Here is a 24,991-nt window from a genome sequence, read left to right on the forward strand (position 1 = left end):
GGGGCGGAAACGGGGGATCGGCCGTGGCTTACAAGGCATTGGTGTCGGAGCGGGCGGGGCGGCCTCTCGTCCGTTGCGAGCGGGCGCCGCCGCCGCTCGGGGCCGGCGAGGTGCGGCTCCGGGTCGGTGCCTGCGGTGTCTGCCGGACCGATCTTCATCTGGTCGACGGCGAATTGCCCGGGCGGCGCGGGCCCGTGGTGCCGGGGCACGAGATCGTCGGGCGGATTGCGGAACTCGGCCCGGGCGTCACCGGCTGGGCCCTGGGCGAGCGGGTGGGGGTGCCCTGGCTGGCCTCGACCTGCGGGACTTGCCGCTATTGCCGGCGCGGCCGCGAAAACCTGTGTGCCCGCGCCGCCTTCACCGGCTACACGGTCGACGGCGGCTATGCCGAGGAAGCGGTGGCCCGGGCCGACGCGCTGCTGCGCATTCCCGACCGTTACGACGATCAGGCGGCGGCGCCGCTGCTCTGCGCCGGGCTGATCGGCTATCGGACCTGGGCGATGGCGGGGCCGGCGGACCATCTGGGGATCTTCGGCTTCGGCGCCGCCGCCCATCTGATCGCCCAGGTCGCGGTCGCCAAGGGGCAGAAGGTCTATGCCTTCACCCGGCCCGGCGACCGGGCGGCCCAGGATTTCGCCCGCAGCCTGGGCGCGATCTGGGCCGGCGGCTCGGATCAGGCGCCGCCGGCGATCCTCGATGCCGCGCTGATCTTCGCCCCGGTCGGCGATCTCGTGCCGCTGGCCCTGTCGCGGGTCGACAAGGGCGGCACGGTGGTCTGCGGCGGCATCCATATGAGTGATATCCCGGCCTTCCCCTACGAGGTGCTGTGGCACGAGCGCGTGCTGCGTTCCGTCGCCAATCTGACGCGGGCGGACGGCGAGGCCTTCATGGCGCTGGCGGCGGAAATCCCGCTGCGGTCCTCGACCTTCGCCTATCCGCTCGACCGGGCGAACGAGGCGCTGGGCGACCTGCGCTCCGGCCGGCTTCAGGGCGCTGCGGTGCTGGTGCCCTGAGCGAGGCGGGCGCGGGCCGCGGCCAGCACCTGCCCGCGGTCGCCGCCGGCGGTCAGGCGGTGCCAGTCGATGGTGCCGAGGTCCAGGGCTTCCTGGGCCGCGGCGACCGTGGCGGTGGCGTCCGAGGCATCGTTGCGCCGGCTGTCCACTCGGTGCTGCCGCAGGTCGAGCGGCGCTTCCAGCCAGAGGCCGGCGAAATCGGCGGCCAGGGCGGCGGCGGCGGCCCGTTCCCCCGGCCGGGCGAAGACGGCATCGAGGATCACGCTTCGCCCTTCCGCCAGGGCGGCGCGGGCAAGCTCGAACATCCGGGCATAGACTTTTTCGCTCGAACCGGGGCCATAGGCGTCGGGCGGCAGGCGCTCGGTTTCGGCGACGCCGGCCAGCGCCTTCCGGACCGCATCGCTGCGCAGCACCAGGGCGCCCGGCGCCGGCGCGATGAAGGGGGCGAGGGCGAGGGCCAGGGTCGATTTCCCCGTGCCCGACAGGCCGCCGACCGCGATCACGCGCGGCCCGGCGGCGGCGAGGCTTTGTTCCGCCACCGCAAGATAGGCCCCGACGGCTTCCACCGGGGGCGGCCCGGCGCAGCCCCCGGTGCGCCAGGTATTATGGGCGACGAAGGCCCGGATCAGGGCGCGCAGGGCGATGAAGACCGGCAGCAGGGAACCGCCGCCCGGCCCGATCGGGCCATAGGCGTCGAGCAGGGCCAGGGCGAAATCCGCCCGCCCCCGCCGGCCCAGGTCCATGATCAGGAAGCCGAGGTCGTAGAGCCGGTCCCCGGTCGCCAGTTCGTCGTCGAATTCCAGGGCGTCGAAGGGCAGCAATTGCCCCGCCATCAGGCACAGGTTGCCGAGATGCAGGTCGCCGTGGCCGCGCCGCCACCAGCCGTCGCGCGCCCGCGCCTCGACCACGGGGTCGGCGCGGGCGGCAGCAGTGGCCATGCGCTCGACCAGGGCCTCGATCCGGGGCGCGGGCATGATCTCGCGCAGCGCCAGGATGGGCGGCAGGCATTGCTGCAGGCGCAGGCTCACCGGCCGGGGCGGGACCGCGGGCCGGGGGCAGGCATCGTGATAGGCGGCGAGGCGGCGGCCGAGGTCGGCGATCATCGCCCCCTCGATCGCGCCCGCGTCCAGGGCCCGGCTGGCCAGCGCCCCGTCGGCGAAGCGGCGCATGACGACGACCGGCTCGATCGGCGCGCCCGCCCCGTCCAGGGCCAGCGCGCCGCCGGCAGCGCGGGTGACATGGGCGAGGCGCAGGTAAAGGTTCGGCGCGGTGGCGCGGTTCAGCGCCAGTTCGGCGGCGCAGGCGGCCTCGCGCGCGGCCAGGGTGGTGAAATCCAGATAGCCGAGGTCGACCGCCCGCTTGATCTTATACGCCAGCTCGCCGGCCAGGAAGACCGAGGCGCAGGACGTATCGATCCGCGTCACCGGGGCGCCGTGGGTCGCCTCGGCCCCGAGAAAGGCGATGGTCTCGATCTGGTTCAAGTCCAAGGCATTAGTCCCCGGAAAGCGGCACTGCATTGATCCAGGTCAAGGAGGGAAGGCCCGCGCTTCTTCACTTCTAGCAGCGGACCAACTTTGAGGCGCGGGCGCAAGATGCAGCAGCAGCGGGATCTGGCGGCGGAATGCCGGGTGGCGGCGGTGCCCAATGGGCGGCGCCTGCATCCGGATGCGGCGACATGCGAATTATGCGAGGCCCGCGCCTTCAACATGTGCCACGCCCTGAGCGCCGAGGAACTGGCCCGGCTGGCGGCGATCATGGCGCGCCAGCGGATCGAGGCCGGCACCACCTTCATCGAGGAAGGCGCGCCGGCCGACGAATTGTTCAACCTGACCGGCGGCACGGTCAAGGTGTTCAAGCTCCTGGCCGACGGCCGCTGCCAGGTGACCGGCTTCATGATGGCGGGCGATTTCCTCGGCCTGTCCCGGGGCGGCACCTATGCCTATAGCGCGACCGCGATCACGCCCGTCACCTTCTGCCGGTTCCAGCGCACGCAGCTGCGCGGCCTGGTCGACGAATTGCCCAAGATCGAGCGCCAGATGCTGGGCCTCGCCATGAACGAACTGATGGCGGCCCAGGACCAGATGGTGCTGCTCGGCCGGAAGACGGCGCGGGAGCGGATCGCCTCCTTCCTGCTCGCCCTGTCGGCGCGGGCGGTGCGGCGCGGCCAGCCGGCCAATCCGGTCGGCCTGCCGATGACGAGGGGCGATATCGCCGATTACCTGGGCCTGACCACGGAAACCGTCAGCCGCAGCCTGACCCAGCTGAAGGGCGAGGGGCTGATCAGCCTGAAGGGCAACCACGCGGCGACGATCCTCGATACCGGGGCGCTGGCCGCCATCGCCGGAATCGAGGACGGCGACGGGCCGTCCGGCTTCGACCACATCACTTGATCCACCTCAAGGCGCCCGGCCGCGCCAGCCGCTAGCGTCAGGCCGGGATCAGCGAGAAGGCGGCGATGTCTGCACCCTATCACGTCTCAACCCTTCAGGCGGCCCGGGTCGATGCCGCCTTTCCCCTGGCCAATGCCTGCCTGGGCGCGACCGATCTCGCCAGCTGGCGGGGCACCGCGTCGCGCTTTTCGGGCCGGGCCGACCGGGGCCTGATCGCGGCCGAGCGCGAGGGCTATATCACCGGCCTTCTCGCCTATGCCGTGCTGCCCACGCCGGCGGGCGGGCGGGAGATGGTGGTGCATGCCCTCGGCGTGCTCGAACTGCTGTTCCCCGAACACGCGGGGCTGGCCCTGGTCGAGGCGGCGCGGACCATCGCCCGCGATCTCGACTGCGCCGATGTCGTGCTGGCCCTGCCCGAGCGCTCGGTACCCTGGGCGGCGGCATTGTTTTCCGGCGGGGACTGGCACGACGCCGGCCGCCTGGCGGTGGCGCCGGGCCGGTGACGGTCGGGGCGAAACACCGTAACCTTTGAACCGGCGGGGCATCGCCCCCCGCCCGACAGCCGAGGTAGGAACATGTCCTTCAAGACCATCCTGGTGCCGGTCGAACGGCCGAAGACCGCCCGACCCGCCCTGCGCCACGCCATCGGGCTCGCCCGCGATCTCGATGCCCATATCGAGGTGTTCCAGCCGGAGGTCGATCCCGCCCTGGTCATTCCCCCGGTCTTCGATGGCCTGTCGGGGATCGCCTTCGCGCCCGACCTGATCGCCCAAGCCCAGGCCGCCGCGGCCGAGACCCGCGCCGAAATCAAGGCGATGATCGAGGCGGTACTGGTCGAGGCCGGGGCCGCCGACCTGCCGCGCGCCCGCCAGCCCGGCTTTTCCCTCAGCTTCGAATCCGCGATCGGCGCCACCGAGCGCCTGGTCGGCCGGCGCGGCCGGCTGGCCGATCTGACCGTGATCGCCCGCACCCCGCTCGCGGTTTCGCGCGGGGAGGCGGACAGCCTGACCGGCGCCCTGTGGTCCAGCACGCGGCCGGTGCTGCTCGTCCCCGGGATCGAGGACGGCTATGTCGCCGCCGCCCGCCGGCCCGAGCGGATCGTGGTCGCCTGGAACGGCAGCGCCGAGGCGGCGCGGGCGCTGGCCGCGGCCCTGCCTTTCCTGGTGCAGGCGACCGCGGTCGATGTCGTCACCTTCGACCATGCGGTCGATGCCGGGGGCCTTGCCCGCGTCAGGGCCTATCTCGCCAGCCACGGCGTCGAGGCGAAGACCGCCGATGTCGCCACCGAGGGCTATCTCCTGTCGAAAGTCCTGTTCGACAAGGTGATCGAGCGCGACGCCGACCTCATCGTCATGGGCGCCTATACCCACAGCCGGGTGCGCGAATATCTCCTGGGCGGCCTGACCCAGGAAATCATCGACGGGGCGCCGGTCCCCGTCCTCTTCGCCCACTGAGGGCGCTTAGAGGAACAGGGCGCCCCCTGCCGCCGCGGTCATCAGCACCGCGGCGGGCACCAGCCGGGTCGCCAGGATCCGGCCGCCGGCATAGGCGCCGAGGCCGGCCTTCACGATCGTATTGGTGACCGCGGCAAGGACGATGACTTCGGTCGCCGCCGCCGGGCCGATGCCCTGGCCGGTGGTGCCGCCGGCGATCGACAGGGTTATGGCGTCGACGTCGGCGATGCCCGAGATCACGGCCAGGACGTCGAGGCCGGAAGTGCCGAAGCGGCTTTCGACCCAGCGCGAGACCAGCATGATCCCGGCCAGCAGCAGGGCGAAGCGCAGCGCGCTGGCCAGCTCGAACGGATTGGCCGGGGCCTGGGGCGCATCCGCGCTGCCGCTGCCGCCGAGGCGCAGGAACCACAGGGTCAGCAGAAGGCCCGCCCCCGCCATGGCCGCCATCGGCAGCGCCAGCGCCAGCCCGAGCACGGGATCGAGGACATAGACGATCAGGATCACCCGGCAGCACATGACGATCCAGGCGGCCAGGGTGCCGGCCGCCGCCGCCGGGCCCACCGCCGGCTGCTGCCGGGCCATGCGGGCGAGCGCCAAGGTCGTCGCGGTCGAGGAGACGAGCCCGCCGAACACCCCGGCGAACAGGACCCCGCGACGCGCATCGCCCAGGCGAATGGCGACATAGCCGAGGAAGGACAGGCCCGAAATCGCCACCACCATCAGCCACAGCTTGAACGGGTTCAGCGCCTGATAGGGGCCATAGCCCTGGTCGGGCAGCACCGGCAGCACCACGACGGAAATCAGCAGCAGCCGCAGCACCGCCGACATTTCCCGCGGCTCCACCTTTTCCAGCAGGCGGTGGGTGAGCGGCTTCGCCGACAGGATGACGGTGGCGACGACGGCGGCCATCGCCGCCGGCAGGCCGTGGCCGAGGGTCGCCGCGCCGCCCAGCAGCACGGCCAGGACCCCGGCGACGACCGAGGTCAGGCTGACGTCCGCATCGGTCGCCGAGGCGCGCCAATAGCCGAGCCCGAGCAGGCCGGCGACGGCCAGCACGGCGGCGGCCAGGGGCCAGCCGGGCCCGGCCAGGCCGGCGATGCCGCCGACGAGGCCGATCAGGCTGAAGGTGCGGATGCCCGCCGGGCGGGTGCCGTCGGCCTGGGCCCGCAGCGTCCAGCCGCGCTCGAAGCCGATGACCGCGCCGCAGCCGAGCGCGATGGCGAGATCGCCGATCAGGGCCATCGGGTCCATCAGCGCACCACCAGCAGGCCGCGCTCGGCCAGGTCGGCGATCAGGTCGGCGATGTCGCCGGCGATCTCGTCCGCGCTTGCGTCATATTCTTCCGCGAGGCTGGCGACGATCGCCGCCGTCGCGGTCTTGCCGTCGACGTGTTTCAGAACGTCGGCCCCGATCGCATCGAGCAGGACGACCCGTTCCGGCGCTTGCAGGATCCAGGATTGGCGGCGCTGGTCGAAACTCAGGCGGACGCCGGGGGCGAGGCGGGGCTGGCTCACGGCGTCGTCTCCGCTGCCGCGCGGGCGGCGGCTTCCAGGGTTTCGAAGGGCAGCAGCACGCAGGAGAAGCGCGTCCGGTGGCGGGTGATCCCGGTAAAAAGGTCGAAGGCCGGGTGGCCGGGCAGCAGGGGCGCCTCGCCCCGCTTCAGGCCGGCAAGCAGCGTATCGCCCAGGGCGGCGACGGATCCGGCGTCGAGCCCGGCCGCTTCCGCCGCCAGCAGGTTGGTCGCCGCCTGGCACAGCACGCAGGCCTTCACCCGGTGGCGCAGGGCGGTGATCCGGCGTTCGCCATCGAGGGCGACGTCGAATTCCACCCGGTCGCCGCAAAAGGGATTGTCCAGGGCGGCGCTGCCGTCCGGCGTCTCCAGGCGGCCGGCGTGGGTGACGATGCTGGCGGCGCGCAGCATGTCCTTCGGGTAGAGATCGTCGCTCATGGCAGCAGCACTTTCAGGGCATCCTCGATCCCGGCGAGACAGGCATCGATATCGCCCGCATCGTTGAAGGCGGCCAGGGACGCGCGGGTGGAACCGGCGACCCCGAAGGCATGGTGCAGAACCTGGGCGCAATGATGGCCGCCGCGCAGCGCCACGCCGCGCCGGTCCAGGATCTGGCAGAGGTCGTGCGGGTGGGTGCCCTCGATGGTGAAGGAGACGAGGGGCAGGCGGTCGTCGAGGCCGGCGGGGCCGAGCAGGCGCAGGCGGTTGCCGCAGCGGGCCTGCAAGCCCTCGATCAGGCGCCCGGTCAGGGCCAGCTGGTGGGCCAGCGCCGCCTGATGGTCGATCGCGGCATGGAAGCGGCAGGCGGCGGCAAGGCCGACCGCGGGCGCGATGGGCGGGGTCCCGGCCTCGAAGCGCTGGGGCGGCCGGGCATAGGTCGAGGTCTCGAAACCGACCGTGCGGATCATCTCGCCCCCGCCCAGGAAGGGCGGCATGGCGTCGAGCAGCGGGCGCCGGCCCCACAGCACGCCGACCCCGTTGGGCGCCCCCAGCTTGTGGCCGGACAGGACATAGAAATCGCAGCCGAGCGCCGGCACGTCCACCGGCCCGTGGGGCGCCATCTGCGCCCCGTCGACCACGAGCACGGCGCCTGCCGCCCGGGCCAGGGCCGCGACCTCGGCAATGGGCGTGATGGCACCCGTCACATTCGAGGCATGGGTGACGGCGGCGAGCTTCACGCCGTCCAGCGCCCGGGGCAGGGCGGCAAGGTCGAGACGCCCCCCGGCGGTCATGGGCAGGCGGACGAGGCGCAAGCCCCGGCGCGCCGCCAGCATCTGCCAGGGCACCATATTGGCATGGTGTTCGAGTTCGCTGACCGCGATCGCATCGCCCGGTTGCAGCAGGCTGCCGTAACTCTGGGCGACCAGGTTGAGGGCCATGGTGCAGCCGGCGGTGAAGACCACGTCGCGGGCGGCGACATGGAGATAGCGGGCGACCTCGTCCCGGGCCGCGTCATAGGCGTCGGTGGCGCGGGCGGCCAAGGTGTGGACGCTGCGCTTCACATTGGCGCGGCCGTGCATCTCGTGGCGGACGACGGCATCGAGCACGGCGCGCGGCATCTGCCCGGTCGCGCCGTTGTCGAGATAGTGCAACGGCACGCCCGGGGCGATCTCTTCCGCCAGGATCGGGTATTCGGCGCGCAGCCGCGCGGGCGAGAAGGGCTCCATCAAGCCCCGTCCCGCAGGCCGGCGGTGAAGATCGCCTCGAGGGCACGTTCGAGATCGGCGAAATCCGGCAGGATCAGGTCGGCGCCGGCATCGCGCAGGCGCGCCGCCTTGTCGCCCTCGGCAAGGCCGACGAAGCCGATGCCCAGTTTCCGCGCAGCAGTCAGGTCCCACACGCCGTCGCCGACATAGACCCTTTTGGCGAAGGCCGGCACCGCATGTTCCGCCGCCGCCTTGGCCGAGGCCGCCTCGATGATGCCGGCGCGCTCGTCGTCGGCATCGGAAAAGGCGGCGGGGATATTGTCGATGAAGAGGCGGGCCGCCCCCAGCTTCAGGCGCGCGGTCTTCGGGAAACTGCCGCTGGCGATGGCGACGCCGACGCTGGGCAGGCCGCGCAGGGTGGCCAGCAGGCGGGCGGCGCCCGGCACCTGCTCGAAGCGGAGGTCAGGGGGATAACGGTCGGCGATCGCCTGTTCGATCGCGGCGATGGCGCCGTCGTCGGCCGGGCGGTTCAGCCGGTCGGCCAGGATTTCCCGGGCGATGCCGCGGTCGGTCGAGGTCCGGTAGGCGGCCCAATCGGTGTCGATGGCATGACCGTGCAGATCGGCCCAGGCGGCGGCGATCAGCCGGTCGTCGACGGCGGTCGAGCGGATCAGGGTGCCGTCGACATCGAGAATGACGAGAAGATTCGACATGGTGGCGGGAAAGATACCCGCCTTTTGTCAGCTAAGCAGCAGCCACAATACGCCGAGCCCGAGAAGGACGAGCCCGCTCGCCCACAGAGGCGCGGGCAGGCCGCCCTTTTCCGGGGGTTCAGCCATGGCGCCGTTCGAACACCGTCGGCCGGCCCGACGTATCGGGCTGGTAGATGTTGGTGAAGACGGTCTTCGCCTCGGCGAAGGCTTCGAGCGGGAAGTCGTCCGGCACCTCGAAGGCGTCGAAGCCGCAGCGGAGCATGTTGGGGATCTGGTCCCACAGCACGTCGCCGACGGCGCGGATCTCGCCCTGGAAGGCGAAGCGGCCGCGCAGCTGGCTGGCGTGGCTATAGGCCCGGCCGTCGCGGAAGATCGGGAATTCCAGGGCGACGACCGAGAAGCGCTCCAGGTCCTCGGCCACGGCCGAAGGCGGCTCGTTCGATTTCAGGCGCAGGCCGATGGGGGCGTTCCGCCCGACCAGCTTGTCCCGTTCCGCCTTGAAACGGGCAAGCGAGACGATGACGGCGCCGCCCTCCGGCAGGTCGGCGTCATCGGCGACCGTGGTCCATTCGTCGGCGACGGGGGCGCCGTCCTTAACGAGCTTCATTGAGTGCCGCCTTGAAAGGAGCCATGCCGACGCGGCGATAGCAGGCGAGGAATTCCTCCTCGTCGCCGGCGCGCAGGCGCAGGTAGGTTGCGACCACGGTCTCGATCGCGCCGACGATCTTTTCCGGCGGGAAGCCGGCGCCGGTGATCTGGCCGAGCGAGGCATCCTCCGCCCCCGAGCCGCCGAGCTGAAGCTGGTAGAGTTCCTGGCCGTGCTTGTCGACGCCGAGAATGCCGATATGGCCGACATGGTGGTGGCCGCAGGCATTGATGCAGCCCGACATCTTGATCTTCAGGTTGCCGATGGCGTGCTGGCGCTCCAGGTCGGCGAAACGCTGCTGGATCTCCTCGGCGACCGGGATGGAACGGGCATTGGCCAGATCGCAATAGTCGAGGCCGGGGCAGCAGATGATATCGGAAATCAGGCCGATATTGGCGGTGCCGAGGCCCGCCGCCTTCAGCGCCTGCCAGACGGTATGGACATCGTCCAGCTTCACATGGGGCAGCACCAGGTTCTGCTCATGGGTGACGCGGAGTTCGTCCAGCGAATAGCGCTCGGCGATATCGGCGACCGCCTCCATCTGCTCCGCCGTGGCGTCGCCCGGGGCGATGCCGTTCGCCTTCAGCGAGACCGAGACGATGGCATAGCCCGGCTGCTTGTGGGCGTGGACATTGGTCCTGGTGAAATCGCGGAAGCCCCGGTCCTCGAAGCGCTTCGCCTCATGGCCGGCGGAGGTCGCGGGCAGGGTCTCATAGGCGGGCGGGGCGAAATAGGCCTTGATCCGCTCGATCTCGGTCTCGGGCAGTTTCACCGTGCCGCGGATGCGGGCGAATTCCTCGTCGACCGCGGCGGCATATTTGTCGAGGCCCATCTCATGGACCAGGATCTTGATTCGCGCCTTGTAGATATTGTCGCGCCGGCCCAATTCGTTGTAGACGCGCAGGCAGGCGGTCGCATAGTCGAGCAGGTCCGCCTTCGAGACGAAATCCCGGATCTTCTTGGCGATGATCGGGGTCCGGCCCATGCCGCCGCCGATCCAGAATTCGAAGCCGGTCTCGCCCGCCGCGTTGCGCACCACGCGGATGCCGATGTCGTGCAGCTTGATCGCGGCGCGGTCGCGCTCGGCACCGGTCACCGCGATCTTGAACTTCCGCGGCAGGTAGGAGAATTCCGGATGGAAGGTCGACCACTGGCGGATGATCTCGCACCAGGGGCGGGGGTCCTCGACCTCGTCCGCCGCGGCGCCGGCGAAGGGGTCCGAGGTCACGTTGCGGATGCAATTGCCCGAGGTCTGGATGCCGTGCATCTCGACGGTGGCGAGATCGGCCAGGATGTCCGGCGTATCGACCAGGCGCGGCCAGTTGTACTGGATGTTCTGGCGCGTGGTGAAATGGCCGTAACCCTTGTCGTACTTGCGGGCGATATGGGCCAGCATGCGCAGCTGGCGCGACGACAGCGTGCCATAGGGAATGGCGACCCGCAGCATATAGGCGTGCAGCTGGAGATAGAGGCCGTTCATCAGGCGCAGCGGCTTGAACTGGTCCTCGGTGATCTCGCCCTTCAGGCGGCGTGCGACCTGACCCCGGAACTGGGCGACGCGCTCGTCGACCGCCGTCTGGTCGAATTCATCGTAACGGTACATCGGGGCCTCTCCCTCAGCGGGCGGCGGCAGCGGGCCGGTCGGCCTGCTTGCCAAGGTCGGTGCGGTTCGAGGGGCCGGCGGCGCGAATCCGCTCGCGCACGGACACCGGCAGGACCTTGCCGTCCTCGACGGTCGCGGGCATCAGATAGGCGCCGACCACCTGGCGCGCCTTGATCGCCGCCGCGGCGGCGGCCTGCAACCGGGTCTCGCCCGCCTCGTCGGTCACGACGGCGGCCAGGGCCAGATCCTCGACCCAGGCCTCGCCCGCGCCGATATAGACGACGACACCGTCACTCAGCCTGTTCGCTGTCAGAACCTTCATCGCACCACGACCACGACCTGCATTCAGACCGTGGGTGATACGCCTTGCACCTGCGAAGGTCAAGGGACGGTGGGATAATTTGGTATTCCACGAAAATTTCGTGTTCTAATCCGGCCGACACCGGAGCCGGCCGGAAACCAGGGCTTTCCGCCTATTTGAACAATTTGGCCCCGACGCGGGAGGAGGGGGCAATGCGCTTGGTGCAATCCGGCACGGCGCCTTCGGTGCTGTTGCACGCCATCACTTCGTTGATCAGCACGCTGCCGACGCGGGCGCAGTCCTGGCCCTGGATGTCGAACAGCTTCACGGTGGTCTTGCCGGCCGGCAGCGGCGACAGGCCGACGGCGATGCGCCGCTCGATCACCTGGTCCTGGTTGAACAGGATCAGGTCCAGCTTGAGGTCGGTGATATCGGGCCCGGCGGGATTGTTCAGCACCAGATAGGCGCGGCAGGCCTCGGCCTGGGGCTCCAGCTTGTTCAATTCGATCAGGATGGCATCGGCGGCCGGGGCGGGCGCAGGGGCAGCCGGCGCCGCCTCGGCAGGGGCGGGGGCGGGGACCGGCGCGGCCGGGGTTTCCGGCGCCTGGGCTTGGGCACCGGCGGCGGCAAGGCAGAGCGCGGCAGGCACCAGGAAGCGGAGGCGGAGAGCGGCAGCCATCGGGAGAACAGTCATGCGATCCTCGCTAGAGTTTGTCCGATTTTGGCGGAATCAGCCAAAATCGAAAAAGACAAACGGCCACGCATAAGCCTGGAGCCTGTCCGCTTCAGTATGAAGCGGACAGGCTCTAAGTCGAAGCGAACCGGCGCGAGCATGAAGCGAAGCCCGCGACGGCGCAAGCCAAGAGCCGGGCGCATCCCCGCCGGCAGGTGATCGGAAATCATGGTTTCAGGCCCCGGCGAAGCGCCAGACGGCGGTCCGCTTGACCTCGGCGTCCTCCAGCGCGCGGGAAACCGGGACTTCGTATTCGGCGACTTTCCGCAGCCGTTCGCGCGCCAGGTAGGAACGCCCCGGGTCTCCGATCAGCACCTCCTTGCCGGCGGCGGCCAGCGCCGCCAGCCAGTCGGTCACCCGCTCCGCCATCGGCCGCTCGTAGCAGACGTCGCCGGCGAAGACGATATCGGCCTCGAGGTCCAGGCGCCCGATGACGTCGCCCGGGCAGGCCGCCAGCGTTACATCGTTCAAGGCCGCGTTGAGGGGCAGGGCGGCCAGGGCGAAATCGTCGATCTCATTGGCTTCGGCGCCGGCGGCCCCCGCCATCAGGGCGGCGATGGCGACGATGCCCGAACCGGCGGCGAAATCGAACACGCGGCGCCCGCGCACGAGGTCCGGATGGTCCAGGATATAACGGGCCAGCGCCTGGCCGCCGGCCCAGGCGAAGGCCCAGAACGGCGGCGGCAGGCCCAATCGGCCCAGTTCATCCTCGGTGCGCTGCCAGAGGTCCAGCGCCTCGCTGGCCAGATGCAGGCGGATTTCGGGCGTGTGGGGCGGCGTCAGCACGTCGGTATTCTCGACGATGAAGCGGCGGCGGTCGTTGATCGGGGCGAGATCCATGGTGGCCCCAGGCTGGCCGAGGCCGGGCCCGGGTTCAAGCGGCAAAGCGCGGCGCCACCAGCACGCCCGGCCCCGCCGGATTGGGCAGCACCATGGCCTCGATGCCATAGACGTCGGCGATCAGCTGCGTGGTCAATGTCTCGCGCGGCGGTCCGGCCGCGACCACCCGCCCCGCCGCCATGACCACAAGTTCGTCGGCGATGCTGGCGGCAAGGCCGAGGTCGTGCAGCACGGCCAGCACGCCCAGGCCGCGGGCGGCCAGGCGGCGCGCCAAAGCCAGCACCGACAGTTGATGCGCGGGGTCGAGGCTGGTGGTCGGCTCGTCCAGCAGCAGGTAACGCGGGGCGGCCGGCGTCTCGTCGGGCAGCAGGTCGACCTGGGCGAGGCAGCGGGCCAATTGTACCCGCTGCTGTTCCCCGCCCGACAGGGTGGGGTAGAGACGCTCGGCGAAGGCGCCGAGACCGACCGCGTCCAGCGCGGCGGTCACCACCCGGTGGCCACGGCCCCTGGTTTCGTCGTCGCCATGGGGCAGGCGGCCGAGGCCGACCACTTCCTCGACCCGGAAGGCGAAGTCGAGGGTCGTGCTCTGCGGCAGCACCGCGAGCTGCCGGGCCCGCTCGCGGCTGCGCCAGGCGGAAAGCGGCGTGCCGTTCAGGGTGACGGTACCCGCGGCGGGTGCCAGTTCGCCCGCGATCAGGCGCAGCAATGTCGACTTGCCGGCGCCGTTCGGCCCGATGACCGCGGTCACGCGCCCCGGGACGACGGCAATATCGACCCGGTCGACGATGCGGCGGCGGTCGCCGAGAACGGCGGAGACATCACGCGCGACGAGCATGGCGACGCACCAGAAGCCAGAGGAAGAACGGCCCGCCCATGCAACCGGTGACGATCCCGACCGGCAGTTCGGCCGGCGCCACCGCGAGGCGGGCGAAGATATCGGCGGCCAGGACGAGGGCGGCGCCGATCAGCCCGGCGGCGGGCAGCAGCAGGCGATGGCCGGGGCCGAGCGCCATGCGGGCGAGATGGGGCGCCATCAGGCCGATGAAACCGATGACGCCCGCAAGCGCCACCGCGGCCCCGACCCCGACACTGGTCACGACCACGACGATTCGTTTCAAAACGGTGACATTGAGCCCCAGGTGCTGCGCCTCCCGCTCGCCCAGCAGCATGGCGTCCAGCGCCCGTGCCAGCCAGGGCAGCAGGATGACCGGCGCCAGCAGCGCGGGCAGGGCGAAGGCGATCGCCTCCAGCGGGGCGGCCGAAAGGCTGCCCATGGTCCAGAACACCAGGGCGCGCAATTGCTGGTCGTCGCCGAGGAAGACGAGGAAACCGGTGCCGGCGCTGGCCAGCGCGGCGATGGCGACCCCGGCCAGCAGCAGCGCCGCGGTGGAGCCCCCAGCAAGCGCCGCCACCCGTGCGACCAGCACGGTCGCCCCGAGCGCGCCGACGAAGGCGGCCAGCGGCAGGGCATGGATGCCGGCGAAATCGACGCCGAGCGCCGGGCCGAGCACGATGAAGCCGACCGCGCCCAAGGTCCCGCCGGAGGAAACCCCCAGGATCCCGGGATCGGCCAGGGGGTTGCGGAACAGGCCCTGGAAGGCGGCCCCGGCGACCGCCAGCCCGGCGCCGACCAGCAGGCCGAGAACCACGCGGGGCAGGCGGATGGCGAAAAGGACAGCGCCATGGGTCGGATCGGCCGGGGTTCCGCCCAGCAGCATGGCGATGATCTCGGCCGGCGGTATGGGGACCTGGCCGAGGCCGAGGCCGGCCAGCGCGACCACGGCGACCACCAGGGCGAGACCGCCCAGGATCAGCCGGTGGCGGCGCAGGCGGGTGGCGGCGGCCAGGGGCGCGGGGCCGACGGCGACATCGCCCATCATGGGGTTGTCATCTCGGGGTGCAGGGAACGGGCAAGGTCCAGCACCGCATCCGGCGAACGCGGCCCGAAACCGAGCAGGTAAAGCGCATCCATGGCGACGATGCGGCCGTTCCGGCCGGCCGGGGTCTGGTCGATGGGCGACAGTTTGGCGATTCCCTCGGGCCCGCCGAGCCGTTCCGCCACATGGCCCATGACGAGCACGACATCGGGGGCGGCGGCGACGATCGCCTCGGTCGAGACCGGACGGAACCCCTTCACCTCCGCCACTGCATTGATGCCGCCGGCGAGGCCGATCATGGCATCGGCCGAGGTCGAATTGCCCCCGGCAAGCGGCGCGCCCTTGCCGAGGTCGAGCAGGAACAGCACTTTCGGCCGGCTGGTGGTGGCGGCCACCGCCTTTTCGGCGGCGGCGAAACGGTCGATGACGTCGCGGGCCAGCGCCTCGCCCGCTTCGGGCTTGCCGACGAGGTCGGCGACGGCGCGGATCTTTTCCGCGACACCATCCGGGCGCGGATTGTCCGGCAGGTGGCGGATCGGAATCCCCGCTGCCTCCAGTTGCTGGATGGTGGACGGCGGGCCGGCGTCGATCGGGGCCAGGATCAGGTCGGGGCGCTGGGCCACGATGCCCTCGGCGGTGAGCGCGCGGACATAGCCGATCTTGGGCAGGGCGGCGGCGGCCGGCGGGTAGGTGCTGGTCAGGTCGGTCGCGACCAGCCGGCCTTCCTCGCCCAGCAGGTAGAAGATTTCCGTCGCCGAACCGTCGAGGGAAATGATTCGCGCCGGCGCCGCGGCCGCGGCCGCGGCCGGCCGGGGCCGGGCCAGCAGGGGCGCCAGCAGGGCCGCGGCCATCAGGCCGGCGGTTCCGCGCCTGGTCAGTATGGCCATGGTCAGGCGCGTTCCGGCAGGCCGGCGACCAGGTCCCGCCACGGCTGGAGTTCCGGTTCCCCGGGCTTGCGCTTGCCGAAGAACATGGCGATCAGGCCGCCCTCGGCGTCGAAGATCTCGACCGAGGTGACGGTGCCGTCGCTGGTCGGCTTTTCGACCGCATAGGCGCTGGCGACGAGATCGGCGCGCAGGTGCAGGTTGAAGCCGGGGTCCATGACGTTCAGCCAGGGGCCCATCTCGACGATGCGGGCGACCGTGCCGGTGTGGATCTGGATCACGCCCGCGCTGCCGACGAAGATCATGATCGGCAGGCCGCTGGCGGCCGCCTGTTCCAGAATGTGCTTGGGCGCCGCCGGGTCGAGCGGGCGGGAGAATTCCCGGCCGATCAGGCGCAGGCCCTGTTCGCGCTGAACCTCGAAGCTGCGCAGCAGGTTGAAGAAATCATGGGTATCGGTCAGGCCGCGCCAGCCGGCGCGGAAGCCGTCCAGGTCGATGGCCTCGTCCGCCTTCGGCACCGCGGCGGCCGGGCGCGGGGTGACCGCCTGTGCCCGCGACTGGTCGTCGGCCCGGAAATCGGCGCTCAGCCGCTCGAAGGCGGCGAGGTCGCTTTCGGGACGCAGGTATACCTTATGAATGGCGGTGCCGTCGGCATCGAAGAACTGGAGGCTGCGGCGCGGGCCGTCCTTGGTCGCCTCGGTCAGGGCGAAGCCGCTGTGCCAATGCCACAGGAAGACGCGGAGGTCGATCTCGGGATCGAGCACCAGGCCCATCCGCCCCTCGACCGAGACCTTGTCGAAGCGCCCGACCTTTTCATGCACGCATTGCTCGTTCCGGGTCAGCGCCATGATCGGGCCGAGGTCGGGCAGGCGCTGCAGGATGTCGCCGAAGGGGCCGGTCAGCCGCACCGTGCCGTCGCCGCACGACAGCGCGACCAGTTCCGCCTCGCTGATGCCGAGGCGGGCCGCCAGGTCGCGGGCCCGCAGGTTGGGCTCGCTGGTCTTCAGATCGGCGAGTCGGCGCGCCAGATCGTCTGCAAGGACGGGGGTAGGGGGAAAATCGTCAGGCATGGTCACTCGGCTTCCGGGCTGGGCGTCGCGGGGCGGCGATCGTCAGGACCGCCAGGGCGCGGAAATTCGCCCGCAGATGCAACGCATTCGCAATCGCATGCGCGCGGGGGCCTGTCAATCGCCCGTGCTTGCGGGCCGGCCCCTGTGATCGGAAAAAACGAAGTTGATCGGAAAAAACGAAGTCGAGCGGAAAAGACGAAGTCGAGCGGAAAAGACGAAGTCGAGCGGAAAAGACGAAGTCGAGCGGAAAAGACGAACGGCCCGGCTGCGGGGCAGCCGGGCCGTCGATTATCGGTGTCCGCGGGGGCCTGTCGCCCCCGGGGAGGGCGATCAGGCGCGGAAGTAACCGCCGCAGGCGCCGCAGACGATGTTCACATAGTAGTTGGTGTCGAGGCCGACGGTCCAGCCGACGTGGCCGCACCAGGGGCACTGGGTGTAGCCGCTGTAGGCGGCCTGGCCTTCGGTCTCGTTCTGCGGCGGCTTGGCCAGCAGGATGCCGAGCTTGGTCTTGTCGATGCTGGCGGCGTCGGCGGCGTCGACCTTGGTACCGCGCTTGATGCTCAGTTCGTTGCTCATGGTGCCTCTCCCGATCAAGGGTCTGTTGAAGGTGCTACCGGTTTAGGGCTTCGCTTCGTCGCCCTGACCTGATGTGGACTTTAGCGGCCGCCGCCGCCCCGGTAAGTGAGCAAGCTCACACAATGCCCCAAATCCGCGTGACGGCCGTCACAGGCGGCCCCGGCATGGGAGCGAGGGGGGGCGAGGGTGGGGGGCGTTGCCGAGACGCAACGCCGGTTCATCTTTTGCACCGGCGCCGGCGGGCGTAACCGGTTGCGCACGCGCCGCCGGCCGTCGCCATTTCAGATATGGTTAACAATTATGGTTAAGGCCGGGGCGTAAATCCTGGTCATGGTAAAGAATAGATTGACGGGGCCAGGACCATCGGCAGAGACCGGGTTTATCCAACCAGTTTGGTGGAAGCAACGGCTGGTTCTCTCTATTCCGGCGACGTTCGTGGTCGATCTGAGTTCGTTGGCCTCACATGATCGAATCCGTAAGGCCGTTTGGCTCGACTCTGCATCTCGGCGTGAAATCTGCGTGATGCAGCAGAAATGAATGATGTTGCCCCTGATTTGGTGTGTTGCTTTGCCAATATGGGGGTAGCTGATTTTGACGATCCGGACGGCTTCGGGCACTGCAAGCAAGAGGCACGTTTTTTGTGCTGGCGAGGCGGAAGAAATGAAACACGGGCAGCGCGTACCCACCACGACCACATCCAGCAAGCGACTGAGGCTCGTCCTTTCCTCGACCGCGTTGGTTTCCACCCTGGCTGTTGCGACCCTCAGCGGTGCGCAGGATGCCGTGCCGGTGTCGGGCTTCGGCTATGATTCGCAGGCGGTTGCCGGGGTCAGCGGCAAGTTCGACCTGTTCGGCGGCGGTGACGACAACGGCACGCTCTATGGTGGTTCCGCCTCGGTTGCCCTGCCCATCGGTCAGGACTTCGGCCTGCAGTTCGACGCCATCGCCGGCGTCGCGGCGGACGAGGTCGGCTTCGCCGGCGGCGGCGCCCAGTTCTTCTACCGCAATCCCAACCAGTTCATGATCGGCATCGCCGGCGGCGGCTATTATCTGGAAGGCCAGAAGCAATACGCTGCCTCCGCCATCGGCGAATACTATATCGACAACATCACCCTCGAGGCCCTGGCGGGTTACCAGTGGGGTGATCTGACCGATGGTTCGTTCCTCGGCCGCGTCGGTGCTGCGATCTATGTCGACCCGAACTTCCGCCTGGGCGCCGGCGTCGCCTGGTCCGATGCCACCGGCTGGGGCGGCGACGTCGGTGCCGAACTGGCCGTGACCGATGTGCCCGGCCTGTCGCTGTTCGCCACCGCCCTCATCGACGAGGATGGGGCGACCGGCATCGGCGGCCTGCGCTTCTACCTGACCCCCGCGACCTCGCTGCTGGCGAGCGACCGGACCAAGCAGGCCGGTGGGCCGTCGCTGATGGAGACCCAGCGCTCGGGCGCGCTCCGCACCAGCTTCTTCAACCTCGCCGGGGCCGGTTTCGGCCTGCGCCAGATCAGCCAGGCCGCGGGCGGCAACCTGCCGTCGGCGACGCCCACCCCGACCCCGACGCCGACCCCCACGCCGACGCCGACTCCCACCCCGACGCCTACGCCGACCCCGACTCCGACGCCCACGCCGACTCCCACCCCGACGCCGACCCCCACCCCGACGCCGACCAGCAACGGCCTGATCGACACCGTGCAGGACGTCGTGAACAACGTCCTCGGCGGCACGCCGCTGCAGCCGCTGGTCGACGGCGTGAACACGCTGGTCGATCCGGAGACCGGCGCCCTGGCGCCGCTGACCGGTCCGCTGAACGATGTGACCGACAGCGTGGCCGGCGGGCCGCTCTCCCCGGTCAATGACATCGTCGATGCCCTGGCCGGCGGCTCCAACTCCACCCTCGGCGGCGTGGTCGACGGTCTGCAGGACGTAGTCAGCCAGAATGCCAACAGCAGCGACTATTCTGGCGGCCTGATCGACCTCGTGCAGGATGTCGCCGGCGGTCTGCTCGACGGCACCCCGGCCGCGCAGCTGGCCGACGGCATCGACATGCTGGTCGATCCCTCGACCGGTGTGCTCGCCCCGCTGACCGGCGCTCTCAACGATGCCACCAATGTGGCGGCCAATGCGCCGCTCGCCGGCGTCACGGAAATCGTCGATGCCCTGGCCAATCCGGGCGGCAGCACGCTCGGCTCGACCACCAACGGCGTGCAGGACCTGCTGTCGCAGAACGCCGACAGCGGCAACACCAACGGCGGCCTGATCGATACGGTTCAGGGCGTGACCGACAATCTCCTGTCGGGCACCGTCCTCGATCCGCTGACCGATGTGGTCAACATGCTGGTCGATCCCACCACCGGTGCCCTGGCGCCGCTGACGGGTGCCCTGAACGACGCGACCTTGGTCGGCGGCAATGCCCCGGCGGCCGCGCTGACCGAAATCGTCGACGGCCTCGCCGGCGCCCAGAACGGCGAGCTTGATCCGGTGCTCGATGCCGTGGCCGATCTGCTGACGGTCGACGGCCTGCCGGGCCTGCCCGGCCTGCCGGGCGGCGGTGACAACCCGCTGGCCGGTATCCCGATCCTCGGCGACCTGCTCGGCGGCGGCCTGCCCGGCCTGCCGGGTGGCGGCGACAACCCGCTGGCCGGTATCCCGGTGCTTGGCGATCTGCTCGGCGGCGGCCTGCCCGGCCTTCCCGGCGGCGGCGCGCCCGTCACCACCGGCCTGATCGGCGAAGTGCAGGGCGTGGTTCACAACCTGCTCGGCGGCACCCCGCTGGAGCCGGTGGAAGGCCTGGTGAACACGCTGGTCGATCCCTCGACCGGTGCGCTCGCCCCGCTGACCGGCGCCCTTGAGGATGCCACCGCCCCGACCGGTCCCGGCGCTCCCCTGACCCAGCTGGTCGATGCCCTGGCCGGTCCGGCCAATGGCGCGCTGGATCCGGTGCTGGATGCGGTCAACGACCTGCTCAGCGGCCAGGTCCCGGGCCTCCCGGGCGGCGGTGACAACCCGCTGGCCGGCATTCCGGTCCTCGGCGACCTGCTCGGCGGCGGCCTGCCCGGCCTGCCGGGTGGTGGCGACAACCCGCTGGCCGGTATCCCGGTGCTTGGCGATCTCCTCGGCGGCGGCCTGCCCGGCCTTCCCGGCGGCGGCGCGCCCGTTACCACCGGCCTGATCGGCGAAGTGCAGGGCGTGGTCCACAACCTGCTCGGCGGCACCCCGCTGGAGCCGGTGGAAGGCCTGGTGAACACGCTGGTCGATCCCTCGACCGGTGCGCTTGCCCCGCTGACCGGCGCCCTTGAGGATGCCACCGCCCCGACGGGCCCCGGCGCTCCCCTGACCCAGCTGGTCGATGCCCTGGCCGGTCCGGCCAATGGCGCGCTGGATCCGGTGCTGGATGCGGTCAACGACCTGCTCAGCGGCCAGGTCCCGGGCCTCCCGGGCCTCCCGGGCGGTGACAACCCGCTGGCCGGCATTCCGGTCCTCGGCGACCTGCTCGGCGGCGGCCTGCCCGGCCTGCCGGGTGGCGGCGACAACCCGCTGGCCGGTATCCCGGTGCTTGGCGATCTGCTCGGCGGCGGCCTGCCCGGCCTTCCCGGGGGCGGCGCGCCCGTCACCACCGGCCTGATCGGCGAAGTGCAGGGCGTGGTCCACAACCTGCTCGGCGGCACCCCGCTGGAGCCGGTGGAAGGCTTGGTGAACACGCTGGTCGATCCCTCGACCGGTGCGCTCGCCCCGCTGACCGGCGCCCTCGAGTCGGCCACCGCCCCGACGGGCCCCGGCGCTCCCCTGACCCAGCTGGTCGATGCCCTGGCCGGCCCGGCCAATGGCGCGCTGGATCCGGTGCTGGATGCGGTCAACGACCTGCTCAGCGGCCAGATCCCCAGCTTCCCGGGCCTCCCGGGCGGTGACAACCCGCTGGCCGGCATTCCGGTCCTTGGCGACCTGCTCGCCGGCGGCCTGCCGGGTGGCGGCGACAATCCGCTGGCCGGCATCCCGGTGCTCGGCGACCTGCTGGGCGGCCTGCCCGGCCTGCCCGGTGGCGGCAGCAACCCGCTGGCCGGTATCCCGGTCCTCGGCGATCTGCTCGCCGGCGGCCTGCCGGGTCTTCCCGGGGGCGGCGCGCCCATCACCACCGGCCTGATCGGCGAAGTGCAGGGCGTGGTCCACAACCTGCTCGGCGGCACCCCGCTGGAGCCGGTGGAAGGCCTGGTGAACACGCTGGTCGATCCCCTGACCGGTGCGCTTGCCCCGCTGACCGGCGCCCTCGAGTCGGCGACCGCCCCGGCGGCGCCCGGCGCTCCCCTGACCCAGCTGGTCGATGCCCTGGTCGGCCCGACCAACGGCGCGCTGGATCCGGTGCTGGATGCGGTCAACGACCTGCTCAGCGGCCAGATCCCCAGCTTCCCGGGCCTGCCCGGTGCTGGTGACAACCCGCTGGCCGGCATTCCGGTGATCGGCGACTTGGTGTCGGCGCTGACCAGCCTCGGTAGCGGCGGCCTGCCCAGCCTGCCGGGCCTGCCCGGTGCCGGCGACAACCCGCTGGCCGGCATTCCGGTGGTCGGCGATCTGGTGTCGGCGCTGACCGGTCTCGCCGGCGGTGGCCTGCCCAGCCTGCCGGGCCTGCCCGGTGCCGGTGACAACCCGCTGGCCGGTATTCCGGTGGTCGGCGATCTGGTGAGCGCGCTCACCGGTCTCGCCGGTGGCGGCAACCCGCTGGCCGGTCTCGGCAACCTCGGCTCGCTCGCCGGCCTTCTGGGCGGTGGCCTGCCGGATGCTTCGGCCCTGTCGGGCATCCCGGTCCTCGGCAGCCTGATCAGCACGCTTACCGCGGGTCTCGATCCGGCCAACAATCCGCTCGGCGCGCTCACCGGCCTGCTGCCGGCCTGAACGGGCTGAACCCCGGCCCCGGTGCCTGCACCGGGGCGGATCGGAAGGGGCTGCGGCGATGCCGCGGCCCCTTTCGTTTGCATCGCCTTTTTGTTTCGCGCCGTTATTGTTTCGCGCGGCTGTGACGGGGCTTACAGGCTGCCGCCGGCAAGCGGTAGACAATGGCGGGCCGGTGATCGAGCCGGTCCATGCAGGGACGACCAGCATCATGTTCCGGCGCCTTTTGCCGCCCATTCTCCTTCTTTTCGCGCTGGCGGGGTGCACCACCTGGGAGAAGCCGGGGGCGACCGACGTTGATCGCGACCGTGTCGTCGCCTTTTGCGAGGTCGAGGGCTATGACCGCTATCCCCAGGTTCTCGAGTCCTATCTCGCCGTGCCCGCCTATTGGGAGCCGCCGGTGACCACCTGCCATTACGACCGCAAGCGCCAGCGCGACGTCTGCTCGACCAGCGGCGGCTATTGGGTGCCGGAGCAATGGGAGACGCGGGACCTGAACGATGCCCCCCGCCGTTCGGTGTTCGAGGCCTGCATGTTCCGCCAGGGCTGGCACAAGGAAACGCGCTGATCCCGCATTGGCGGTTGCATCGGCATGAAAGCTGGCCGAGTCTGCCGGCTGCGGAAAGGCCGAAGCCTGTTCGGAGCGGCCATCGTGCCGAACAGGCTTCCGCTGCGCCTGAAAATGCTCCAGGGCCGGAGGCGGCATGTTCGAAAGTGCGGAAATCGGCAATACCCTGTCGCGCGAGGCTTACGAGCGGGAAATGCCGCGCTTGCGGGCCCGCCTGATCGAATTGCAATCGCAGCTGATCGAACGCCGCAGCACCGAGGTCCTGATCGTCCTGGCCGGCCTGGCCGGGGCGGGGCGCAGTGAATCGGCCCATCTGATCGGCGAATTATTCGATCCCCGCCATGTCCAGGTGGTGCCCGACCTGCCGCCCAACGACGAGGAGCGCTGCCGGCCGCCGATGTGGCGCTTCTGGCGCAGCCTGCCGCCCAAGGGCCGGATCGGGGTCTTTTTCTCGGGCTGGTACGGCCTGCCGGTGATCGACCGCATCAACCGGCGCAACGACCAGGCGCATTTCGATGCCCGGCTGGAAGGCATCAAGCGCTTCGAGCAGATGGCGGTCGACGAAGGCGCCCTGGTCATCAAATTCTGGTTCCATCTCGGCCGCAAGGACCAGCGCAAGCGCCTGGAAGCCCTGGCCGCCGACGAGGATACCGCCTGGCGCGTGACCAAGGAGGATTGGCGGCAGGCGAAATCCTATCGCCGGATCCGCAATGTCGCCGAACGGGCGGTGCGCGAAACCTCGACCGGGGCGGCGCCCTGGTTCGTGATCGAGGGGCTCGACCGCTGCTACCGGGAAATCGCCGTCGCCCGCACCCTGGTGGACGAGATTTCCCGCGTGCTGGCCGCCCAGGACGAGGATGCGGCCGCCGCGAAGGCACGGCCCCGCCGCACCCCCCGGCGCGCGGCGGCGAAGCGCGCGGCGCCGCCGCCCCTGGCCACCCTGGGCGAAACCGATGTGCTGAGCGCGCTCGATCTGACGGCGCATCTGCCGAAGGACGACTACCGGGAACAATTGCCCCATTGGCAGGGCCGCCTGGCCCGGCTGTCGCGGGAAAAGAAGCTGAGCCGGCACGGCATCGTCGCCCTGTTCGAAGGCTATGACGCCGCGGGCAAGGGCGGGGCGATCCGCCGTGTCGCCGAGGCGCTGGATCCGCGCTTCTATGGCATCGTCCCGATCGCCGCCCCGAGCGACGAGGAGCGGGCCCACCCCTATCTGTGGCGGTTCTGGCGCCACCTGCCGGCCCAGGGGCGCATGGTCATGTTCGACCGCTCGTGGTACGGCCGTGTCCTGGTCGAACGGGTGGACGGTTTCGCGCCGGAACCGGTCTGGCGCCGCGCCTATGCCGAGATCAACGAGTTCGAGCAGGAATTGGTCGAACACGAGATGATCATCGCCAAATTCTTCATGGTGGTGTCGGCGGCGGAACAGCTGGAACGCTTCCGGGCGCGCGAGAAGGTCGCCTTCAAGCGCTACAAGATCACCCCCGACGATTGGCACAACCGGGAAAAGCGCGGCGACTACGACGCGGCGGTGATCGAGATGATCCAGCGCACCTCGACCGAACTGGCCCCCTGGACCCTGGTCGAGGCCGAGGACAAGCACCACGCCCGCATCAAGGTGCTGCGCACCCTGGTCGAGACCATCGAACGCAGCCTCGACCGCTGAGGGCCGTCAGCGGGCGGCGACCAGGCTGGGCAGGGCGTTGAAATCGCCGGCGGCCAGGGTCTTGCAGCTGATCGCCAGGTCGTTGGCAGTGGCCGGGTTGACCTGGAACAGGCGCGACACCAGGGTCTTGTGCACCCGGTCGGCCAGCATGGCGATGGTGGCCGGCGTGGCGTCGATGACGCCGGCGTCGCGCAAGCCCTCGAGCAGCAGGGAATCGGCGCGGGCCGCGCTGTCGGTCAGCCGCGCGCCGAGGTCGCCATAGGCGAAGCGGGCGGTCCGCCGGCTCGGGCTCCAGGGCATCTCGGGGGTGGTGGCGGCCAGGGCCGCCTCGCGGCACAGCAGATGGGCCCCGCCCAGCACGATCTTGTCGTTGACGCTATCGAGCCCGAACAGGGCGCTCTGGGCGCGGAACAGGTCGGCGGCGCTTTCGCCGGCGAAAGCCGGGCCGGCCGCGCAGAGGGAAAGGGCGGCAACGGCCGCCGCGGTCAGGGAACGCAACATGGCAACCTCGTAAGCACTGCCCGCCCATACTGCATCGCGAAGATATATTTCGCAATGCGATATGAGTAATGCTCACATGCAGTCCCCATCCGGCCAGGGCACAAAAGCCGGATGGGGACTGC

General features: G+C 70.5%; 24 protein-coding genes. 7 read left to right on the forward strand and 17 right to left on the reverse strand.

Going from position 1 to position 24,991, the window contains the following annotated elements; all coding sequences use genetic code 11:
• Nucleotides 1–23: 23 nt before the first annotated feature.
• Nucleotides 24–1,013, forward strand: coding sequence for a zinc-dependent alcohol dehydrogenase family protein (locus DKG75_RS02580; protein WP_341809841.1), 990 nt, complete (start codon nt 24–26; stop codon nt 1,011–1,013).
• Here the strand turns inward: DKG75_RS02580 and DKG75_RS02585 are convergent.
• Nucleotides 986–2,500: a bifunctional aminoglycoside phosphotransferase/ATP-binding protein gene (locus tag DKG75_RS02585; protein ID WP_166646418.1), complete on the reverse strand. Its 1,515-nt coding sequence runs from the start codon at nt 2,498–2,500 to the stop codon at nt 986–988. The two genes, DKG75_RS02580 and DKG75_RS02585, sit on opposite strands and share 28 nt — an antisense overlap.
• A gap of 105 nt (nt 2,501–2,605) precedes the next feature.
• On the opposite strand from DKG75_RS02585, the gene DKG75_RS02590 reads away from it, so the two are divergent.
• The 3 genes from DKG75_RS02590 (at nt 2,606) to DKG75_RS02600 (ending at nt 4,857) form a co-directional block, all read left to right on the forward strand.
• Complete coding sequence (locus DKG75_RS02590; RefSeq protein WP_243746487.1) at nt 2,606–3,403, forward strand: Crp/Fnr family transcriptional regulator; 798 nt, start codon at nt 2,606–2,608, stop codon at nt 3,401–3,403.
• 65 nt (nt 3,404–3,468) lie between these two features.
• Complete coding sequence (locus DKG75_RS02595) at nt 3,469–3,906, forward strand: hypothetical protein (RefSeq protein WP_109919511.1); 438 nt, start codon at nt 3,469–3,471, stop codon at nt 3,904–3,906.
• A 72-nt stretch (nt 3,907–3,978) separates the two neighbouring features.
• Nucleotides 3,979–4,857, forward strand: a complete 879-nt coding sequence (locus DKG75_RS02600; protein ID WP_109919512.1) for a universal stress protein — start codon at nt 3,979–3,981, stop codon at nt 4,855–4,857.
• 6 nt (nt 4,858–4,863) lie between these two features.
• On the opposite strand, the gene DKG75_RS02605 is transcribed toward DKG75_RS02600, so the two are convergent.
• From DKG75_RS02605 to DKG75_RS02675, 15 genes are all read right to left on the reverse strand, one after another.
• Entirely contained in the window at nt 4,864–6,108 is a 1,245-nt protein-coding gene (locus DKG75_RS02605; RefSeq protein ID WP_109919513.1) for an MgtC/SapB family protein, read from the reverse strand.
• Nucleotides 6,108–6,371: a pyrroloquinoline quinone biosynthesis peptide chaperone PqqD gene (gene pqqD / locus DKG75_RS02610; protein WP_208112007.1), complete on the reverse strand. Its 264-nt coding sequence runs from the start codon at nt 6,369–6,371 to the stop codon at nt 6,108–6,110. The genes DKG75_RS02605 and pqqD overlap by 1 nt, the downstream gene beginning before the upstream one ends.
• Nucleotides 6,368–6,805, reverse strand: coding sequence for an iron-sulfur cluster assembly scaffold protein (locus tag DKG75_RS22875; RefSeq protein WP_133636860.1), 438 nt, complete (start codon nt 6,803–6,805; stop codon nt 6,368–6,370). The genes pqqD and DKG75_RS22875 overlap by 4 nt, the downstream gene beginning before the upstream one ends.
• Nucleotides 6,802–8,034 carry an aminotransferase class V-fold PLP-dependent enzyme gene (locus DKG75_RS02615; RefSeq protein WP_109919514.1) on the reverse strand — a complete coding sequence of 411 codons (1,233 nt, stop codon included), beginning with the start codon at nt 8,032–8,034 and terminating at the stop codon, nt 6,802–6,804. Before DKG75_RS02615 ends, DKG75_RS22875 begins: the two co-directional genes overlap by 4 nt.
• A complete protein-coding gene (locus tag DKG75_RS02620) occupies nt 8,034–8,726 on the reverse strand; it encodes an HAD family hydrolase (protein ID WP_109919515.1) in 693 nt (230 codons plus the stop codon). Before DKG75_RS02620 ends, DKG75_RS02615 begins: the two co-directional genes overlap by 1 nt.
• 118 nt (nt 8,727–8,844) lie before the next feature.
• Nucleotides 8,845–9,333 carry a DUF934 domain-containing protein gene (locus DKG75_RS02625; protein WP_109919516.1) on the reverse strand — a complete coding sequence of 163 codons (489 nt, stop codon included), beginning with the start codon at nt 9,331–9,333 and terminating at the stop codon, nt 8,845–8,847.
• Nucleotides 9,320–10,975 carry a nitrite/sulfite reductase gene (locus tag DKG75_RS02630; RefSeq protein WP_109919517.1) on the reverse strand — a complete coding sequence of 552 codons (1,656 nt, stop codon included), beginning with the start codon at nt 10,973–10,975 and terminating at the stop codon, nt 9,320–9,322. The genes DKG75_RS02625 and DKG75_RS02630 overlap by 14 nt, the downstream gene beginning before the upstream one ends.
• A gap of 13 nt (nt 10,976–10,988) precedes the next feature.
• Nucleotides 10,989–11,297 (reverse strand): DUF2849 domain-containing protein, encoded by a 309-nt coding sequence (locus DKG75_RS02635; protein ID WP_109919518.1) that lies wholly within the window; start codon nt 11,295–11,297, stop codon nt 10,989–10,991.
• 151 nt (nt 11,298–11,448) lie between these two features.
• Nucleotides 11,449–11,970, reverse strand: a complete 522-nt coding sequence (locus tag DKG75_RS22880; protein WP_166646417.1) for a Tat pathway signal sequence domain protein — start codon at nt 11,968–11,970, stop codon at nt 11,449–11,451.
• A 213-nt stretch (nt 11,971–12,183) separates the two neighbouring features.
• A complete protein-coding gene (locus DKG75_RS02650; protein WP_109919521.1) occupies nt 12,184–12,849 on the reverse strand; it encodes a class I SAM-dependent methyltransferase in 666 nt (221 codons plus the stop codon).
• A 34-nt stretch (nt 12,850–12,883) separates the two neighbouring features.
• Complete coding sequence (locus tag DKG75_RS02655) at nt 12,884–13,684, reverse strand: heme ABC transporter ATP-binding protein (RefSeq protein ID WP_109919522.1); 801 nt, start codon at nt 13,682–13,684, stop codon at nt 12,884–12,886.
• Complete coding sequence (locus DKG75_RS02660) at nt 13,668–14,729, reverse strand: FecCD family ABC transporter permease (protein ID WP_243746486.1); 1,062 nt, start codon at nt 14,727–14,729, stop codon at nt 13,668–13,670. Before DKG75_RS02660 ends, DKG75_RS02655 begins: the two co-directional genes overlap by 17 nt.
• Nucleotides 14,726–15,613: a heme/hemin ABC transporter substrate-binding protein gene (locus DKG75_RS02665; protein WP_109919524.1), complete on the reverse strand. Its 888-nt coding sequence runs from the start codon at nt 15,611–15,613 to the stop codon at nt 14,726–14,728. The genes DKG75_RS02660 and DKG75_RS02665 overlap by 4 nt, the downstream gene beginning before the upstream one ends.
• A gap of 2 nt (nt 15,614–15,615) precedes the next feature.
• Complete coding sequence (locus tag DKG75_RS02670; protein ID WP_109919525.1) at nt 15,616–16,680, reverse strand: hemin-degrading factor; 1,065 nt, start codon at nt 16,678–16,680, stop codon at nt 15,616–15,618.
• Between the two features lie 330 nt (nt 16,681–17,010).
• Nucleotides 17,011–17,256: a hypothetical protein gene (locus tag DKG75_RS02675; RefSeq protein WP_109919526.1), complete on the reverse strand. Its 246-nt coding sequence runs from the start codon at nt 17,254–17,256 to the stop codon at nt 17,011–17,013.
• A gap of 783 nt (nt 17,257–18,039) precedes the next feature.
• On the opposite strand from DKG75_RS02675, the gene DKG75_RS22885 reads away from it, so the two are divergent.
• The 3 genes from DKG75_RS22885 to pap all read left to right on the forward strand — a co-directional run bounded on the left by DKG75_RS22885 (nt 18,040) and on the right by pap (nt 24,368).
• Entirely contained in the window at nt 18,040–22,137 is a 4,098-nt protein-coding gene (locus DKG75_RS22885; protein WP_133636856.1) for a hypothetical protein, read from the forward strand.
• 208 nt (nt 22,138–22,345) lie between these two features.
• Nucleotides 22,346–22,702, forward strand: a complete 357-nt coding sequence (locus DKG75_RS02685; protein WP_133636854.1) for a hypothetical protein — start codon at nt 22,346–22,348, stop codon at nt 22,700–22,702.
• Nucleotides 22,703–22,838: 136 nt separating this feature from the next.
• On the forward strand, nt 22,839–24,368 hold the full coding sequence (gene pap / locus DKG75_RS02690; protein ID WP_109919529.1) for a polyphosphate:AMP phosphotransferase: 1,530 nt from the start codon (nt 22,839–22,841) through the stop codon (nt 24,366–24,368).
• A gap of 6 nt (nt 24,369–24,374) precedes the next feature.
• On the opposite strand, the gene DKG75_RS02695 is transcribed toward pap, so the two are convergent.
• Nucleotides 24,375–24,869 (reverse strand): hypothetical protein, encoded by a 495-nt coding sequence (locus DKG75_RS02695; protein WP_109919530.1) that lies wholly within the window; start codon nt 24,867–24,869, stop codon nt 24,375–24,377.
• Nucleotides 24,870–24,991 lie beyond the last annotated feature (122 nt).

The organism is Zavarzinia compransoris, from assembly GCF_003173055.1.
Lineage (GTDB): Bacteria > Pseudomonadota > Alphaproteobacteria > Zavarziniales > Zavarziniaceae > Zavarzinia > Zavarzinia compransoris.